General features: G+C 46.7%; 12 protein-coding genes. 10 read left to right on the top strand and 2 right to left on the bottom strand.

Translation table 11 applies throughout. The features are described from left to right. Positions 1–5: 5 nt before the first annotated feature. The 6 genes from G575_RS0109360 to G575_RS0109335 all read left to right on the top strand — a co-directional run bounded on the left by G575_RS0109360 (position 6) and on the right by G575_RS0109335 (position 8,321). Entirely contained in the window at positions 6–1,766 is a 1,761-nt protein-coding gene (locus G575_RS0109360; RefSeq protein WP_027972500.1) for an ABC transporter ATP-binding protein/permease, read from the top strand. Further along, entirely contained in the window at positions 1,759–3,423 is a 1,665-nt protein-coding gene (locus tag G575_RS0109355; protein WP_027972499.1) for an amino acid ABC transporter ATP-binding/permease protein, read from the top strand. The genes G575_RS0109360 and G575_RS0109355 overlap by 8 nt, the downstream gene beginning before the upstream one ends. 219 nt (positions 3,424–3,642) lie before the next feature. Then, positions 3,643–4,236 carry an MptD family putative ECF transporter S component gene (locus G575_RS0109350; protein ID WP_027972498.1) on the top strand — a complete coding sequence of 198 codons (594 nt, stop codon included), beginning with the start codon at positions 3,643–3,645 and terminating at the stop codon, positions 4,234–4,236. Then, complete coding sequence (locus G575_RS0109345) at positions 4,233–4,898, top strand: energy-coupling factor transporter transmembrane component T family protein (RefSeq protein WP_027972497.1); 666 nt, start codon at positions 4,233–4,235, stop codon at positions 4,896–4,898. Before G575_RS0109350 ends, G575_RS0109345 begins: the two co-directional genes overlap by 4 nt. Further along, positions 4,856–6,289 (top strand): ABC transporter ATP-binding protein, encoded by a 1,434-nt coding sequence (locus G575_RS0109340; RefSeq protein ID WP_027972496.1) that lies wholly within the window; start codon positions 4,856–4,858, stop codon positions 6,287–6,289. The genes G575_RS0109345 and G575_RS0109340 overlap by 43 nt, the downstream gene beginning before the upstream one ends. 136 nt (positions 6,290–6,425) lie before the next feature. Further along, on the top strand, positions 6,426–8,321 hold the full coding sequence (locus G575_RS0109335) for a M13-type metalloendopeptidase (protein ID WP_027972495.1): 1,896 nt from the start codon (positions 6,426–6,428) through the stop codon (positions 8,319–8,321). A 200-nt stretch (positions 8,322–8,521) separates the two neighbouring features. On the opposite strand, the gene galU is transcribed toward G575_RS0109335, so the two are convergent. Together galU and G575_RS0109325 are read right to left on the bottom strand one after the other, a co-directional pair. Further along, positions 8,522–9,427 (bottom strand): UTP--glucose-1-phosphate uridylyltransferase GalU, encoded by a 906-nt coding sequence (gene galU, locus G575_RS0109330; protein WP_027972494.1) that lies wholly within the window; start codon positions 9,425–9,427, stop codon positions 8,522–8,524. Positions 9,428–9,442: 15 nt separating this feature from the next. Then, entirely contained in the window at positions 9,443–10,459 is a 1,017-nt protein-coding gene (locus tag G575_RS0109325) for an NAD(P)H-dependent glycerol-3-phosphate dehydrogenase (protein ID WP_027972493.1), read from the bottom strand. Positions 10,460–10,599: 140 nt separating this feature from the next. Here G575_RS0109325 and G575_RS0109320 point away from each other — a divergent pair, with 140 nt between their 5' ends. From G575_RS0109320 to G575_RS0109305, 4 genes are all read left to right on the top strand, one after another. Continuing rightward, positions 10,600–11,049: a MarR family winged helix-turn-helix transcriptional regulator gene (locus G575_RS0109320; protein ID WP_027972492.1), complete on the top strand. Its 450-nt coding sequence runs from the start codon at positions 10,600–10,602 to the stop codon at positions 11,047–11,049. Then, positions 11,042–12,748 (top strand): ABC transporter ATP-binding protein, encoded by a 1,707-nt coding sequence (locus tag G575_RS0109315; RefSeq protein WP_027972491.1) that lies wholly within the window; start codon positions 11,042–11,044, stop codon positions 12,746–12,748. Before G575_RS0109320 ends, G575_RS0109315 begins: the two co-directional genes overlap by 8 nt. Further along, complete coding sequence (locus G575_RS0109310) at positions 12,749–14,533, top strand: ABC transporter ATP-binding protein (RefSeq protein WP_027972490.1); 1,785 nt, start codon at positions 12,749–12,751, stop codon at positions 14,531–14,533. A gap of 99 nt (positions 14,534–14,632) precedes the next feature. After that, positions 14,633–15,076, top strand: a complete 444-nt coding sequence (locus tag G575_RS0109305) for a dUTP diphosphatase (protein WP_027972489.1) — start codon at positions 14,633–14,635, stop codon at positions 15,074–15,076. The last annotated feature ends 62 nt before the right edge of the window (positions 15,077–15,138 follow it).

Raw genomic sequence — 15,138 nt, 5'->3', positions numbered from 1 at the left:
GAATTATGGCACAAGAACAGGAGAAAATCTCCAGAGAAAAGAAAAAAGCCCTCTTGAAGCGGCTCAAAGAACGCATCAAGCCCAAGATGAAGCTGGTTTATTTGGCAGCCTTTCTATCCTGGGTGCAATTTTTGATGCGGATTATTTCCTTCTACCTGATTGCTAAGGGTTTTGTGACCTACTATGAGGGTGGTCAGGTTGATCTAGTACGCTTCGTCCTCATCTTGCTGGGGCTCAATGCCTTTGGCTATGGTGTGGCTCTGATTGCCAAGCGTTTGCAGGGGCTGGGCTCCCAGTTTGCACGGGATTCGCTCAAGCAGTCCTTCTTCGAGGCCCTCTTGGCTAAGGATGGTCAGTTTGAGTCAAAAGCGACAGCGGCAGATGTCTTTAACATCGCTTCACAAGGGGTTGATAGCCTGGATACCTACTATTCCTACTACATGGCTTCTTCCTTGCGGACCCAGTTCAACTGTGCGACCGTTCTCTTGCTGGTTTTTCTGATTTTCTCGCTGGGTGCGGTCATTTTCATCTTGGCCTTGCCCCTGATTCCCATTTCCATTATCGCTATGCAGAAGCGGTCCAAGCGGATCATGAATCGCTATTGGGGTTCCTATATGGATGTGGGCAATCTTTTCCTGGACGACCTCAAGGGGCTTAATACCCTCTATTCCTATCAGGCGGACGCGACTTATGAGAAGACCTTCAATGAGCAGGCCGAGGACTTCCGCGATGCCACTATGGAGCTACTCAGCTTTCAGCTACAGGCGGTGGGCTACATGGATGCGGTCATGTATCTGGGGATTGGCTTGTCTGGTTTTGTGGCGGTCAATAGCCTAGCGGCAGGCAATTTGTCCCTCTTTAGTATGCTTTTCTTTGTCCTCATTGCGACGGAGTTTTTTGCACCCATACGGGAGCAGGGCTACGGTATGCACTTGGTGATGATGAATACCAAGATGGCGGATCGCATCTTTGGTTTCTTGGACAGCATGACAGCGGAGCAGGAAATCGATTCTGTCCATGTGCCTGCTTTTGACAGTCTAAAACTAGAAGATTTGGCCTTTGCCTACGGAGAAAAGCCAGTCTTAAAAGATATTTCCATGACCATGACAGCTGGAAAGGTCTATGCCTTGGCGGGTGAGTCTGGTCAGGGGAAAACGACCTTGGCCCAGCTGCTCTTGGGACGCTTGCGGGCGGATAAGGGAGCTATTTACTTGGGTGAGCAGGAGATTTCAGGTATCAGTCAGCTTTCTCTGAATGAGCAGGTCCTCTATGTATCGGGTCAGTCAACCCTACTCAACCAGTCTATCTACCATAACTTGCGGATGGCTTGTGACTGGTCCAAAGAGGACATCTTGGCTTGGGTAGATCAGCATGGGGTCTTGCAGTTTGTCAAGAATCTGCCAGACGGGTTGGATACGATTGTGGGTGATGATGGTGCATTCTTATCGCCTGGTCAACGCCAGCAGGTTATCTGTGCTCGTGCGGTCTTGGCCAAACGCTCCCTTTATATCTTTGACGAGGTGACGTCCAGCGTCGATCAGGACAATGAAGGTTTGATTTACGAATTGATAAATCTGGTGGCAAAAGATGCCATTGTCATCATCATTACCCATAAGATGAAACAAGTGGAGCAGGCAGATGACATCCTCTTCCTGTCTGCGGAGGGGGCTGTGACAGGAAAACATGCCACGCTTTATCAGACTAGCTCGGCTTATCGTCAGCTGGTCGATCAACAAAGAGAATTGGAGGAAGCCGTTTATGGATAAGAAAGAAATGCCAACAAGTGTGCTGATTCCGAGACTCTTGCAGTCCATGAAACACCTCTTGCCGCGGATTGCGGTGGCGGTTTGCTTTGCGGTCTTGGGACAGGTGGTGACCATTGCTATTCCAGTCATCTTGGTCTATCTGGCTTTTGATGCTCTTACTGGCAATCCTGCTCCGCTATGGACCTTGGGAATCCTCATTCTCCTAGCTCTTTTACGGGGGGCCTTCCGCTATGGTGAGCATTACTTTGGTCACTATGTGGCCTTTCATACCCTGGCGGCCTATCGTCGTTTGATTTTCGCAAAACTGCGGGCCCTGGCTCCTGGTAAATTGGATCGACAGGACAGCGGTAGCCTGCTTAAGATGATTGGGGAGGACATTGAGGCCTTGGAGGTTTTCTTTGCCCATACCATTGCTCCCATTTGTACAGGGATTCTGGTGGCACTTGGTCTGACAGTCTATTTTGGTCTATCCAGCTGGGGCTTGGCCCTCTTGGCTCTGGGGACCTATGCTCTGTTGGCGATTGCTATTCCAAATCAGTTTGCCAAACAACTGCAGCCCTTGCTCAAGGAGCAAAATGCCAGTCGCAAGGGCTATGTTTCCTACTTTATTGAAAGTCTCAAGAGCATGAAGGACCTCATGCAGTTCCAGCAGACAGATGCTCGTTTTGCCAAGCTGACGCAGAAAAGCCAAGAGGTCAATGGTCAGGAGCGAAAGGTCGCTCAAACTAACTTCATGCAGTATGCCGTTTCCTTCTTGGTGGTTGGTTTGTCTATCATGGGCTTTGCCTGGCTGACCTTCGACTTGGTGGGCAGTCAGAGTTTGGACTCGGCAACTGGTGTGGCTCTGCTGGTTTCTTTTACCAGCTCCTTCGCTCCCTTCTTAGAGCTCAGCCGTCTGCCTCTTGGTTTCAAGCGGGCTATGAATGCTGGTCGCAACATCTATGCCCTTTTGGATGAAAAAGAAGCAGAGCGAACAGGTGAGCTTGTTGAGGTCAGCGTGAAAGATATTGTTATTGAGCAACTGGACTTTGACTATGATGACCGAGAAACAGGGCTTTACCGGAACCTGTCTGTCCAGTTTGAACAGGGGGGGATTATTGGTTTGGTCGGTGAGTCCGGTGCAGGAAAATCGACTTTGATGAAACTAATCATGCGTTGGTATGATTGGCAGCAAGGCCAAATCCGCCTGTCTGGCTTGGATAGTCGGCAGGTAGATAAGGCACATTTGCAGGGGTATTTTGCCTATGTACCACAGGTGCCACAAATCTTCCGCCAGAGCATTCGGGAAAATCTCCTCTTGGGTCGGACAGATGTGTCGGATGAAACCATCATGGACTTGGCAGAAAAATGCCACATGAAAGAACGGATTTTGGCAGCACCGCAGGGCTTGGATACGCTTGTGGAAGCCAGTGACTTTTCAGCAGGAGAAGGACAACGCCTGGAACTCATGCGGGCTCTGCTCAAAAATGCGGACTGTTATATCTTTGATGAGCCAACTAGTAACCTAGATTCGCTCAATGAAGCCCGCTTTATCCAGCTGGTCAAGGAACACTGTCAGGGCATGGTCTTCTTGATTTCCCATAGAAGCTCGACCATGGCCTGTGCGGATGTTATTTTCCGCTTGGAGAATGGAAATTTACATAGTCAATCATTTTAGCTTTTATTACGTCGTTAACTCACCTTGCCTAACTTCAGTTATGTCTGCGGTTGTTGACACGAACTTCGTTCGTTTTATTTCCAACCTTTACCAGTCTATTCCCAGACTGGTAAAGCTAGTACTAAAAGTAAACTGAATGACTATGGCTCCTATACATTTTGATCTTTAGAGTCAATTTGACCGTATTCCTATTGCGTTAATTTTATAAAGGAACGATAAATGAAACAATTAAAAATTAAGGACCTCATGGTGACGGGGGCCTTTGCTGGTTTGTATTTTCTTTGTGTGGGTCTGGGGACCTTGATCGGTGTCTTTTTTGACCGGTCTGGTAATATGATGTATGCTCCAGCTTTTGCAGCCCTCTTGGCTGGTCCAGTCTATATGCTCTTGATTGCCAAGGTTGGCAAGTTTGGCTCCATTAGTTTGGTTGGTGCGGTCATGGCATGCTTCTTTTTCCTGTCAGGCTATATGACAGCGGCCTTTCTGCCTAGTTTGACCTTTGGTCTGCTGGGAGATTGGGTGGCCAAGCTTGGTGCTTATAAGAACAAATGGAGTAATCTCCTCAGCTTTGTGGTCTTCTCTTTTGGCAACCTGGGACCTATTATCCTCATGTGGCTGATGCGAGATGCCTATGAAGCTAGTCTATTGGCTCGTGGTAAATCAGCAGAGTATGTGGCCCGAGTTATGCTGGACTTTACACCTGCCAATGTCCTCTGGTTATCCTTTACCATTATCTTGGCAGCTAGTCTGAGTGGCCTCTTTGGACAATACATGGTCAAACGCTATTTTGATCGTTCAGGTTTGGTCGGATGAAACTGGATGCACGCAGTAAAATTCTCTTGGTCGCCTTCACCAGTTTTACCTATGGGATGCGGCTGAGCGGACTGGAAAATGCAGTCTTGGTCTCTGGACTGAGCCTGCTTTTCTGGTTTTCTGGCAAGCCTAGGATGACAGTTGTCGGACTTCTTGGCTACGGATTCTTTTTAGGGCTATCTTATTGGTCAATCCTTCCAGCTTGGTTGACACACTTGTTAGTTGTGATAGGCTACATTTGGCCACCGCTTCTGGCAGGGCATTTGCTTCTTATGACCACCAGTAGCTATGACCTTATTCATGGCCTGCGGAAATGGCGGTTGCCTGAAACCTTCCTTTTGACCTTGGGCGTCATGTTTCGCTTTTTGCCAGCTATTAAGTCGGACGCCAGGCATATCCAGGCTTCCTTGAAGGTCAGAGGAATATTTCTCAGCAGATGGGCTCTGTTTGTCCAACCGCTACGCTATCTGGAATACTTTTTAGTCCCCCTCATGCTTTCCCTCTTGGTAACCGCCCAGGATTTGACGGTGGCAACCTTGACCAAGGGGATGGCTATGGACGGACGTCCCAGTGAATTTGTCAAGTCGCGTTGGACTTGGCTAGATTGGAGTCTCTGCCTATGTTGTCTGATTTTTCTTCTATGGACACGGCTATCACGATAAAACATCTCCAAGTGACCTATGCAGGTACTAACAAGCCAGCTTTGCAGATTGCGGACTTGACCATTCCAGCTGGGCAGTGTGTGGTCCTTTGCGGTCCCAGCGGTTCTGGTAAGTCCAGCCTGCTCAAGTTACTGAACGGGCTCATTCCAGAATATTATCCAGCTCAGGTGACAGGACAGGTGCAGATTGGGGAGCAGGACATCAGACAAGCCAGCGTAGAAGACCTATCCTACCAGGTCGCCTCTGTCTTTCAAAATCCAGCCACCCAGTTTTTCCATACACAACTCCTGCATGAGCTGGTCTTTCCCTGTGAAAATCAGGGACTGACGACGGAGGAAATTGCAACTCGCTTGCAGGAGGTCAATAGTCTCTTTCAACTGGAAGATTTCTATGACAAGCCAATTTTTCAGCTGTCAGGTGGTCAGAAGCAGTTGATTGCTCTGGCAACAGCGACCATGCAGGGCAGTCCCATCTTGCTCTTGGACGAGCCAACGGCCAATCTGGACCAGGAGGCAGTCAATAAGGTCCGAGAAGTCCTACATAAACTGAAAAAAGAAGGCAAGACCATTATCATCGCCGAGCACCTCTTGGCCTATCTGAGCGACTTGGCAGACCGCTACCTCTACTTTCAGGAGGGGCAGCTGGTGGCGGATTATCCAGCTAGCGACTTCCTCCATCGGACAGAGGAGTGCCGTCAGGACATGGGCTTGCGGTGCTATGATGCAGAGCCTTATCGGCAGGCAATAGCAGAGCTGGCTAGTCAGTTTGTGTCTGACCAAGAAGGCTTGTCTCTTTCTAACTTATCAGTTAGTCCAGCTGGCAAATTTCTCTATCAGGTAGAGCAGCTCTGTCTAGCACCAGGGCAGGTAGTGGGTCTAGTTGGCCCAAATGGCTCTGGCAAAACCAGTCTAGCCAACTATCTGGTGGGACTGACAGAAGATAAGAAGGCCAGTATTTCTTGGCAGGGGCAAGAAATAACAGCCCGCAAGCGTCTGGAAAAAACAGCCTTTGTCATGCAGGATGTCCACCTGCAACTCTTTGCTGAAAAGGTCCGCAGGGAATTGACCTTGGGGCAGAAAGGCAAGCGGCTCGATGAGGAGTTGATCAGTCGGTTTCGCTTGGAGGATTTGCTGGACAGACACCCAGTCAGCTTGTCAGGCGGTGAGCAGCAACGTGTGATGATAGTAGCCAGCTTATTGGCGGATAAGGATATCCTCATCTTTGACGAGCCTTCTAGCGGATTGGATCTGGCTCAGATGAAGGAACTGGCTAGGATACTGGCCTTGTTAAAAAAAGAACAGAAGCTGGTCCTTCTCATCTCGCATGATGAGGAGCTCCTGGCGACGGTCTGTGATAAGATCATCGATATAGAACATTTGAAAACTGTCTGAGGGCAGTTTTTTTGACTTTTTAGAGAGGATATCTGATACGGTGAATGGTTTTTAAAGGCTATCCACTTATCTTGAAGTGACCATTCATCAGGAATTTTTGCTATAATGAAGACATAAAAAAGAAATGGAGACGCAAATGGTACGTTTACAAGATGACTTTTTTGATGCTATTAATGGTGAGTGGGAAAAAACAGCAGTTATCCCTGATGATAAACCTCGCACAGGTGGCTTTTCGGACTTGGCAGATGAAATTGAGGAGTTGATGTTAGAAACGACGGATGCTTGGCTACAAGGCAAAAATGTACCTGACGATAGCATTTTGCAAAACTTTGTAACCTTTCATAAGCAGGTCGCGGATTTTGACGCGCGTGAAGAGGCGGGAATTGATCCTGTACGCGCTTTGATTGCGGAGTATCAAGGGCTCGATTCTTTTGCTCAATTTGCAGAGCGTATTGCTGATTACGAGATGGCAGTTAAGCCAAATCTATTTTTCTTTGGCGTTGCTCCTGATTTTATGGATGCTAGGACAAATGTCCTGTGGGCACATGCTCCACATACGATTTTGCCAGATACTAGCTACTACACTGATGAGTCAAAAGGTGGAGCAGAGATTTTAGCCACTTGGCGCAAGAGTCAGGAAGAACTTTTGGAAAAATTTGAGTTTTCATCAGAAGACATTACTGACATGCTCGATAAATGCATTGCACTAGATGCTAAAGTGGCTCAATATGTGCTCTCAAGTGAAGAAGCTTCAGAGTATGCTAAGCTTTATCATCCTTATGACTGGGCTGATTTTACACCATTAGCGCCTGAATTACCGTTGGATACGATATTTACAGCGATTTTAGGACAGCTGCCCGACAAGGTGATTGTTCCTGAAGAGCGTTTTTGGACAGAGTTTGCAGCAGAGTATTTTTCAGAAGCTAATTGGCCACTGCTCAAAGCGGTCTTGATTCAAGGTGCGGCGACTAGCTATACGGCTTATCTGACAGATGAGATTCGAGTGCTATCAGGGGCTTATGGCAGAGCTTTGTCAGGGACACCGAAAGCTCAGGATAAGCGTAAAGCAGCTTTCTATTTGGCTCAAGGGCCATTTAATCAGGCACTGGGGCTTTGGTATGCTAAACAAAAATTCTCCCCTGAGGCCAAAGCGGATGTAGAAGCAAAAGTAGCTACTATGATTGAGGTATATAAGGAGCGTTTGTTGGCAAATGATTGGCTCAATCCTGAAACACGAGACAAGGCCATTACAAAACTAAATGTGATTACACCGCATATTGGTTACCCTGAAAAATTACCAGAAACATATGCTAAAAAAGTGGTTGATGATCAGCTGACTTTAGTTGAAAATGCACAAAATCTGGCTAAAATCTCGGTTGCTCATAGTTGGAGCAAGTGGAATAAGCCTGTGGATCGAAGCGAGTGGCATATGCCAGCTCATATGGTGAATGCTTATTACGACCCTCAACAAAATCAAATTGTCTTTCCAGCGGCTATCTTACAAGCACCGTTCTATAGTTTGGAGCAAAGCTCATCGGCTAACTATGGCGGTATTGGAGCGGTCATTGCTCATGAGATTTCCCATGCTTTTGATACAAATGGTGCTTCATTTGATGAGCATGGTAGCTTAAATAATTGGTGGACAGAAGAAGATTATAAGGCTTTCCAAGAACGTACAGATAAGGTTGTTGCCCAGTTTGATGGCATTGATTTTGCAGGAAGCAAGGTTAATGGAAAGTTGACCGTATCTGAAAACGTAGCGGATTTAGGGGGACTTGCAGCAGCACTTGAGGCGGCTAAGAAAGACGCTGACTTCTCTGCTAAAGAGTACTTTACCAATTTTGCAACTATTTGGCGCATGAAGGCTCGTGATGAATACTTGAAACTGCTTGTTTCCATTGATGTCCACGCACCAGGCAAACTACGTACCAATGTCCAAGTACCGAACTTTGACGATTTCCATACGACGTTCGGGGTAGAGTCAGGGGACGGAATGTGGCGTGAACCAGAAGATCGTATCATCATTTGGTAATTTAAGGACAAGAGGCAGTTTAAAGGTAAGTTGTTGATAGAGCCTTTGAAGGATCATCAGCTAAATAACAATGAAACTCTTAGAGACACTTTTTCCAGTGTTTCTAAGAGTTTTTTTGATTTTGACAATGAAAAAAGATTGAAGAAATTGTCTAGAAGAGACCTTTTCTTCAATCTGAGAAGAGCTAAAAGCTCTTGTGCTTATTTCTTGCTTTTTCCTTCGAGTTTTTTGCCTAGCTCGATAATATAGTCTTTTAAATCATCTTTGACTTGAGGGTGTTTAAGAGCGTAGTCGATAGAAGTTTTCATGAAACCAAACTTATCTCCGACATCGTAACGGTTGCCTTTGAACTCACGGGCAAAAACACGCTGGGTTTTGTTGAGAGTGTCGATGGCATCTGTTAACTGAATTTCATTGCCAGCACCTGGTTTTTGGGTTTCTAAAATCTCAAAAATTTCAGGTGTCAGGAGGTAACGACCGATAATGGCCAGGTCAGAAGGGGCGTCTTCTGGTTTTGGTTTTTCAACAAAGGTATCAACGCTATAGAGACCGTTCACACCTTCACCATGTGGGGCAATGACACCGTAGGCAGATACTTCTTCATGAGGAACAGGCATGACCGCAATGGTGGATGCGTGGGTCTTCTCGTAGTCGTTCATGAGTTGCTTGGTCAGTGGTACTGCTTTTGTATCGGTAATGTCCATGAGGTCGTCCCCTAACATTACCACAAATGGCTCATTTCCAACAAAGGCTTTGGCTTGTAAGACAGCATCTCCCAGTCCACGAGGGTGACTTTGGCGGATGAAATGGAGGCGAATGCCAGTGGTTTCATCAACCAATTTCAAGAGGTCATCTTTTCCTTTTTCCTTCAAGTTGTATTCCAATTCAAAGTTTGAGTCAAAGTGGTCTTCAATTGAACGTTTGGACTTACCAGTGACAACCAAGATGTCTTCGATGCCCGAACGTAAGGCCTCTTCAACGATGAATTGAATGGTTGGCTTGTCAACGATTGGCAACATTTCCTTGGCAAGTGCCTTGGTTGCAGGCAGGAAACGAGTTCCCAAACCTGCTGCTGGAATCACAGCTTTTCTAACTATTTTAGTCATATTCCTCTCCTTTTATCAAGACCATTCATTTTCCTGGCGGAATTCACCAGACATAATCTCTTTTATGGCATCTTCAATGCTAGCACCTTGGTAAATCACGCTATAAATGGCTTGAGTAATAGGCATGTAAACATCGAGTTCCTGTGCCAGTTCATAGGCAGCCTTGGTGGTCGAAATTCCCTCGATGACCATGCCCATGTTGGCTTCGATGTCTTCGAGTTTTTCGCCCTTACCAAGCAAATCCCCTGCTCGCCAGTTACGAGAGTGAACGGAAGTACCAGTTACAATCAGGTCCCCTACACCAGAAAGTCCACTGTAAGTCAGAGGGTTGGCTCCCATTTTCACACCGAGACGGGTGATTTCGGTCAAACCGCGGGCAATAATAGCGGCCTTGGCATTGTCACCATATCCCAAGCCGTGAAGGGCTCCTGCCCCAACTGCGATGATATTTTTCAGAGCTCCAGCTGTCTCCACGCCGATAACATCGTTGTTGGTGTAGAGGCGGAAGTAGCGGTTGCTGAAGAGATTTTGTACATAGGTGGCCGTTTCCAGGTCTTTAGAAGCGGCAGAAATCAAGGTCAAGTCACGGACAATGGTTTCTTCCGCATGGCTTGGTCCTGAAACTACAACGATTTCAGAACGAAGTTCCGCTGGAATCTCTTCTTCTAAGACTTGAGAAAGTCGCTTGTGGCTATCGGGCTCCAAACCTTTTGAGGCGTGCATGATAACCACCTTGTGTTTGAGGGTTTGGGCCACTTGTTTGGCAACCAGACGGGTTACCTTGGTTGGCACGACAAAGAGCACCGCATCCACACCGTCTAAGGTTTCCGCTAAATCCTTATATCCTTTAATCTTTTCATCTAGGACAATGTCTTTGAAGTAGCGTGTGTTGGTGTGCTGCTCGTTGATTTCATCGATTTGCTCTGGAATGTTTCCCCAGATACGAACAGAATGCCCGTTATCGTTGAGGACCTGTGCAAGTGCTGTTCCCCAAGACCCAGGTCCTAGAACAGCAATGGTTTGTTTCTCCATAAGATTCCCCTATGTCAGTATTTTCTCCATTATATCATAGATACTTTTTTTTGGAAAATGGCAGAGCAGAAACTTGACAATAGTTCTCAAGAAAACTATAATAGTCCTCATGCTAATTAATTGATTGGAAAGGAGCTATCTTGGGACATACCATTGCAGATTTTCGGAACTTGCTCAATCAGATTGAACAAATCAGTGAAACCATTGCCAAGGAATATGATGTGGAACACCTGGCAGGTCCACAGGGCTGGGCCTTGCGTTTCATAGCGGAGCGGTCGGATATTGAAACCTTTGTCAAAGACATTGAAACCGAACTTCGCATTTCCAAATCCGTTGCCAGTAATCTGGTCAAGCGAATGGAAAGAAATGGCTTTATCCAGGTCCTGCCTTCTCAGCTTGACAAACGCTATAAGCAGTTGGTCTTGACGGAGAAAGGCCAGAGCAAGATTAGTCGCCTAGAAGCCTTCCATGAAGAAATGCACCGCTCGCTTTTTCAAGGGATTCAAAAGGAAGAATTTCATCTGATTAAGCAGGTGGCCAATCAATTAAAAGAAAATATTAGGAATTATAAGGAGAAGAAACATGTATAAAAAAGCCATTTTGCGTTATAAATGGTATGCCTTGGCCTGTATTGCCTTGACGTCAGTTGTCGTCCTTACAACCCTCTTGCAGCCCAACTACTTAAAAGATGTCTTGACAGCTGTCTTGGCCAATGACAAGGATGAAATTGTCCGCGTGGGCCAGTTGCTCTTGGTGATTGCGGGGATTGGTCTCTTGGCTGGTCTTGCCAATACCATTGCTGCGGCGAAAATTTCACAAGGGGTGTCTGCGGATATTCGTGAGCAAACCTTCCGCAAGATTCAGGGCTTTTCTTATGCTAACGTCGAAGAGTTTAATGCAGGGAACTTGGTCGTTCGGATGACAAATGATGTGAACCAGATTCAGAACTTGACCATGATGCTTTTTACCATCTTGCTACGGGTTCCCCTTCTTTTTGTGGGTTCCTTCATCATGGCGGTGCGGACCATGCCAGAACTCTGGTGGATGATTATTGTCATGGTGGTCTTGATTATGGCCATTATGGCGGTTGTTATGGGGCAAATGGGACCACGTTTTGGGAAATTCCAATCCCTCATGGACAAGATGAACAGTATTGCCAAGGAAAATTTGCGTGGAATCCGTGTGGTCAAATCTTTTGTTCAAGAGAAAAACCAGTACAAGAAATTCAAGGATGTATCCAATGAACTCTTGGACCTCAACCTCTTTATCGGCTATGGTTTTGCTATCTTGCAACCCTTGATGATGTTTATCTCTTACATGGCGATTTTTGCATCGCTCTACTTGGTGTCCGGGATGTTGGAAACCAATATGGAAGCAGTTGGTGGCTTTACTTCCTTTATGAGCTACCTCATGCAAATCATGTTTGCCATTATCATGACTAGCTTCATGGGGATGCAGGCTTCTCGTGCTGCCATTTCTATTAAGCGTATCAGTGAGGTCTTGGATACGGAGCCTGCTATGACCTTCAAGGATGTGGCGGATGAAGAATTGACTGGTAAGATTGTCTTTGACAATGTTAGCTTTACCTATCCACACGATACGGAGCCGACTTTGAAAAATATCTCATTTGAGATTGAGCCAGGGCAAATGGTCGGTGTGGTTGGTGCAACAGGTGCGGGTAAATCTACTCTTGCTCAACTGATTCCGCGTTTGTTTGACCCGCAAGAAGGAACGGTGTCCATCGGTGGTCGGGACTTGAAAGAAGTCAGCAAGAACACCCTGCGTGATACGGTATCGATTGTCTTGCAAAAGGCTATTCTCTTCTCGGGGACCATTGCGGATAACCTGCGTCAAGGGGCTCCTGGTGCTGATCGTGCAAGATTGGAGCGGGCCGCAGGTATTGCCCAAGCCAAAGAATTTATCGACCGCTTGGATGATACCTATGAGAGCCAAGTAGAAGAACGTGGAAATAACTTCTCTGGTGGTCAGAAACAGCGGATGTCCATTGCACGTGGTGTGATTGGCGAGCCTAAGGTTTTGGTCTTGGATGACTCGACTTCTGCCCTGGATGCCAAGTCTGAGAAACTAGTCCAAGAGGCTCTCAACCATGATTTGAAAGGGACAACCACTGTCATCGTTGCCCAGAAGATTTCTTCTGTTGTCAAAGCTGATAAGATTTTGGTACTTGATGAAGGTCGTCTGATCGGCCAAGGTACCCACGCTGAGCTGGTAGCGACGAATGACGTTTACCGTGAAATCTACGAAACACAGAAAGGGAGGGAGGAATAGATGAAGACGTTACGTTTTTTCTGGTTTTATTTCAAACGCTATAAACTGTCCTTTGCTGTGATTTTTCTAGCCATTGTGGCAGCGACCTACTTGCAGGTTAAGACACCTGTTTTCCTTGGAAATGCCATTGCGGAGATGGGGAAAATCGGGCAGGCTTACTTTATGGCCAATCAAGCTGGTCAGGCTGACTTTCAACCAGACATGGCTGATTTTAACGGGGTTATGCTCAATCTTTTCTTTGCCTATGCGGCGACGGTTGTGGCTTCCTTGATTTACACTCTCCTCTTCACGCGTATCGTGGCTCATTCGACCAACCGTATGCGTAAGGGCTTGTTTGGCAAGCTGGAACGTTTGACAGTTGCCTTCTTTGATAGCCACAAGGACGGGGATATTCTTTCTCGCTTTACCAGTGATTTGGACAATATCCAAAACGCTTTTAACCAGTCCTTGACCCAAGTGGTGACCAACATCGCTCTTTATGTTGGTATGGTTATTATGATGTTCCGTCAGGATACTCGCTTGGCCTTGGTGACCATTGCGTCCACGCCAGTTGCCTTGATTGCTTTGGTCGTTATCATCCGCCTATCACGGAAATATACGGATAAGCAACAGGCTGCGGTATCTAAGCTCAATGCCTACATGGATGAGAAGATTTCTGGACAAAAAGCGATTATTGTACAAGGTGTGCAGGAAGAGACGATTGAAGGTTTCTTGGAACTCAATGAAGAGGTTCGCCGTACGACCTTCAAGGGACGCTTGTTTGGTGGTGTTCTCTTCCCATTTATGAATGGTCTGAGCTTGGTCAATACGGCTATTGTTATCTTTGCAGGTTCCAGCATTGTTCTCAACGATAGCTCGCTGGAAACAGCTGCCGCACTTGGTCTGGTGGTGACTTTTGTTCAGTATTCGCAACAGTATTACCAGCCAATCATGCAGGTTGCTGCCAGCTGGGCAGAATTGCAACTAGCCTTCACAGGTGCTCATCGTATTCAGGAAATGTTTGATGAGCCAGAGGAAGTTCGCCCTCAAAACGCTCCGCTATTTACCGAATTAAAAGAAGGCGTTGAAATCAAGGACATCGACTTTGGCTACTTGCCAGGTCAGAAGGTCTTGGACAAGGTGTCTATCTCTGCTCCTAAGGGCAAGATGGTGGCGGTCGTTGGTCCGACGGGATCTGGTAAGACTACCATTATGAACTTGATTAACCGCTTCTATGATGTCAATGGTGGTAGTGTGGCCTTTGATGGTCGCGATATTCGAGAATATGACTTGGACAGCTTGCGGGATAAGGTTGGTATTGTCTTGCAGGAATCGGTGCTATTCTCGGGTACTATTGCGGACAATATCCGCTTTGGTGATGAAAGCATTTCGCAGGAAATGGTGGAAACCGCAGCTCGTGCCACCCATATCCACGACTTCATCATGAGCTTGCCAGAGGGCTATGAAACCTTTGTGACCGATGATGAGAATGTCTTCTCGACAGGTCAGAAACAGCTGATTTCCATTGCCCGTACGCTCTTGACAGATCCACAAGTCTTGATTTTGGACGAAGCAACGTCTAACGTTGATACCGTAACGGAAGCCAAAATTCAAAAAGCTATGGAGGCTATTATCGCAGGACGGACCAGCTTCGTCATTGCACACCGCCTCAAAACCATTCTCAATGCGGACGAAATCATCGTCCTCAAAGACGGAAAAGTTATCGAGCAAGGCAACCACAGCCAACTCCTCAAACTAAACGGCTTCTATGCCGAACTCTACCACAACCAGTTTGTGTTTGAATAAAATCAAAATTCCAGCCATTAGGTTGGAGTTTTGCTTTTAGTCTGCGAATCAATTATAATAGGGAACGTAGCATGTATAGAAGAAATTGAGGAAACAAACATGAAAATCCGTGGATTCGAACTGGTCAGCCAGTTTACAGATGAAAATTTATTACCAAAGCGTGAGACGGCCCACGCAGCAGGTTACGACCTGAAAGCTGCGGAGAGGGTCAGCTTGGAGCCAGGCGAGATTAAGCTGGTGCCGACAGGTGTAAAAGCCTATATGCAGGCAGGTGAGGTCCTCTATCTCTACGACCGCTCGTCCAATCCTCGCAAGAAGGGGCTGGTTCTGATTAACTCGGTCGGAGTTATTGACGGCGACTACTACGGCAATCCAGCCAATGAAGGTCATATTTTTGCCCAGATGCGAAATATCACAGAAGAAACCGTTGTGGTGGAAGCTGGTGAGCGAATCGTTCAGGCTGTTTTTGTTCCCTTCCTTTTGGCTGACGGTGATCAAGCCGAAGGCGTTCGGACGGGTGGCTTTGGCTCAACGGGGAAATAAGAGAATGACAGATAGTCTTTGGGCTATCTGTTTTTGGTACTAAGCTTCTGCTTTTGCTAAAA

Source organism: Streptococcus plurextorum DSM 22810 (assembly GCF_000423745.1).
Lineage (GTDB): Bacteria > Bacillota > Bacilli > Lactobacillales > Streptococcaceae > Streptococcus > Streptococcus plurextorum.
The sequence above is the reverse complement of the archived record's forward strand: the minus strand, read 5'-3'. Positions and strand labels throughout refer to the sequence as shown.

Coding starts and splice junctions, on each gene's coding strand:
- G575_RS0109360 (WP_027972500.1), top strand. CDS start 6: ATGGCACAAGAACAGGAGAAAATCTCCAGAGAAAAGAAAAAAGCCCTC.
- G575_RS0109355 (WP_027972499.1), top strand. CDS start 1,759: ATGGATAAGAAAGAAATGCCAACAAGTGTGCTGATTCCGAGACTCTTG.
- G575_RS0109350 (WP_027972498.1), top strand. CDS start 3,643: ATGAAACAATTAAAAATTAAGGACCTCATGGTGACGGGGGCCTTTGCT.
- G575_RS0109345 (WP_027972497.1), top strand. CDS start 4,233: ATGAAACTGGATGCACGCAGTAAAATTCTCTTGGTCGCCTTCACCAGT.
- G575_RS0109340 (WP_027972496.1), top strand. CDS start 4,856: ATGTTGTCTGATTTTTCTTCTATGGACACGGCTATCACGATAAAACAT.
- G575_RS0109335 (WP_027972495.1), top strand. CDS start 6,426: ATGGTACGTTTACAAGATGACTTTTTTGATGCTATTAATGGTGAGTGG.
- galU (WP_027972494.1), bottom strand. CDS start 9,427: ATGACTAAAATAGTTAGAAAAGCTGTGATTCCAGCAGCAGGTTTGGGA.
- G575_RS0109325 (WP_027972493.1), bottom strand. CDS start 10,459: ATGGAGAAACAAACCATTGCTGTTCTAGGACCTGGGTCTTGGGGAACA.
- G575_RS0109315 (WP_027972491.1), top strand. CDS start 11,042: ATGTATAAAAAAGCCATTTTGCGTTATAAATGGTATGCCTTGGCCTGT.
- G575_RS0109310 (WP_027972490.1), top strand. CDS start 12,749: ATGAAGACGTTACGTTTTTTCTGGTTTTATTTCAAACGCTATAAACTG.
- G575_RS0109305 (WP_027972489.1), top strand. CDS start 14,633: ATGAAAATCCGTGGATTCGAACTGGTCAGCCAGTTTACAGATGAAAAT.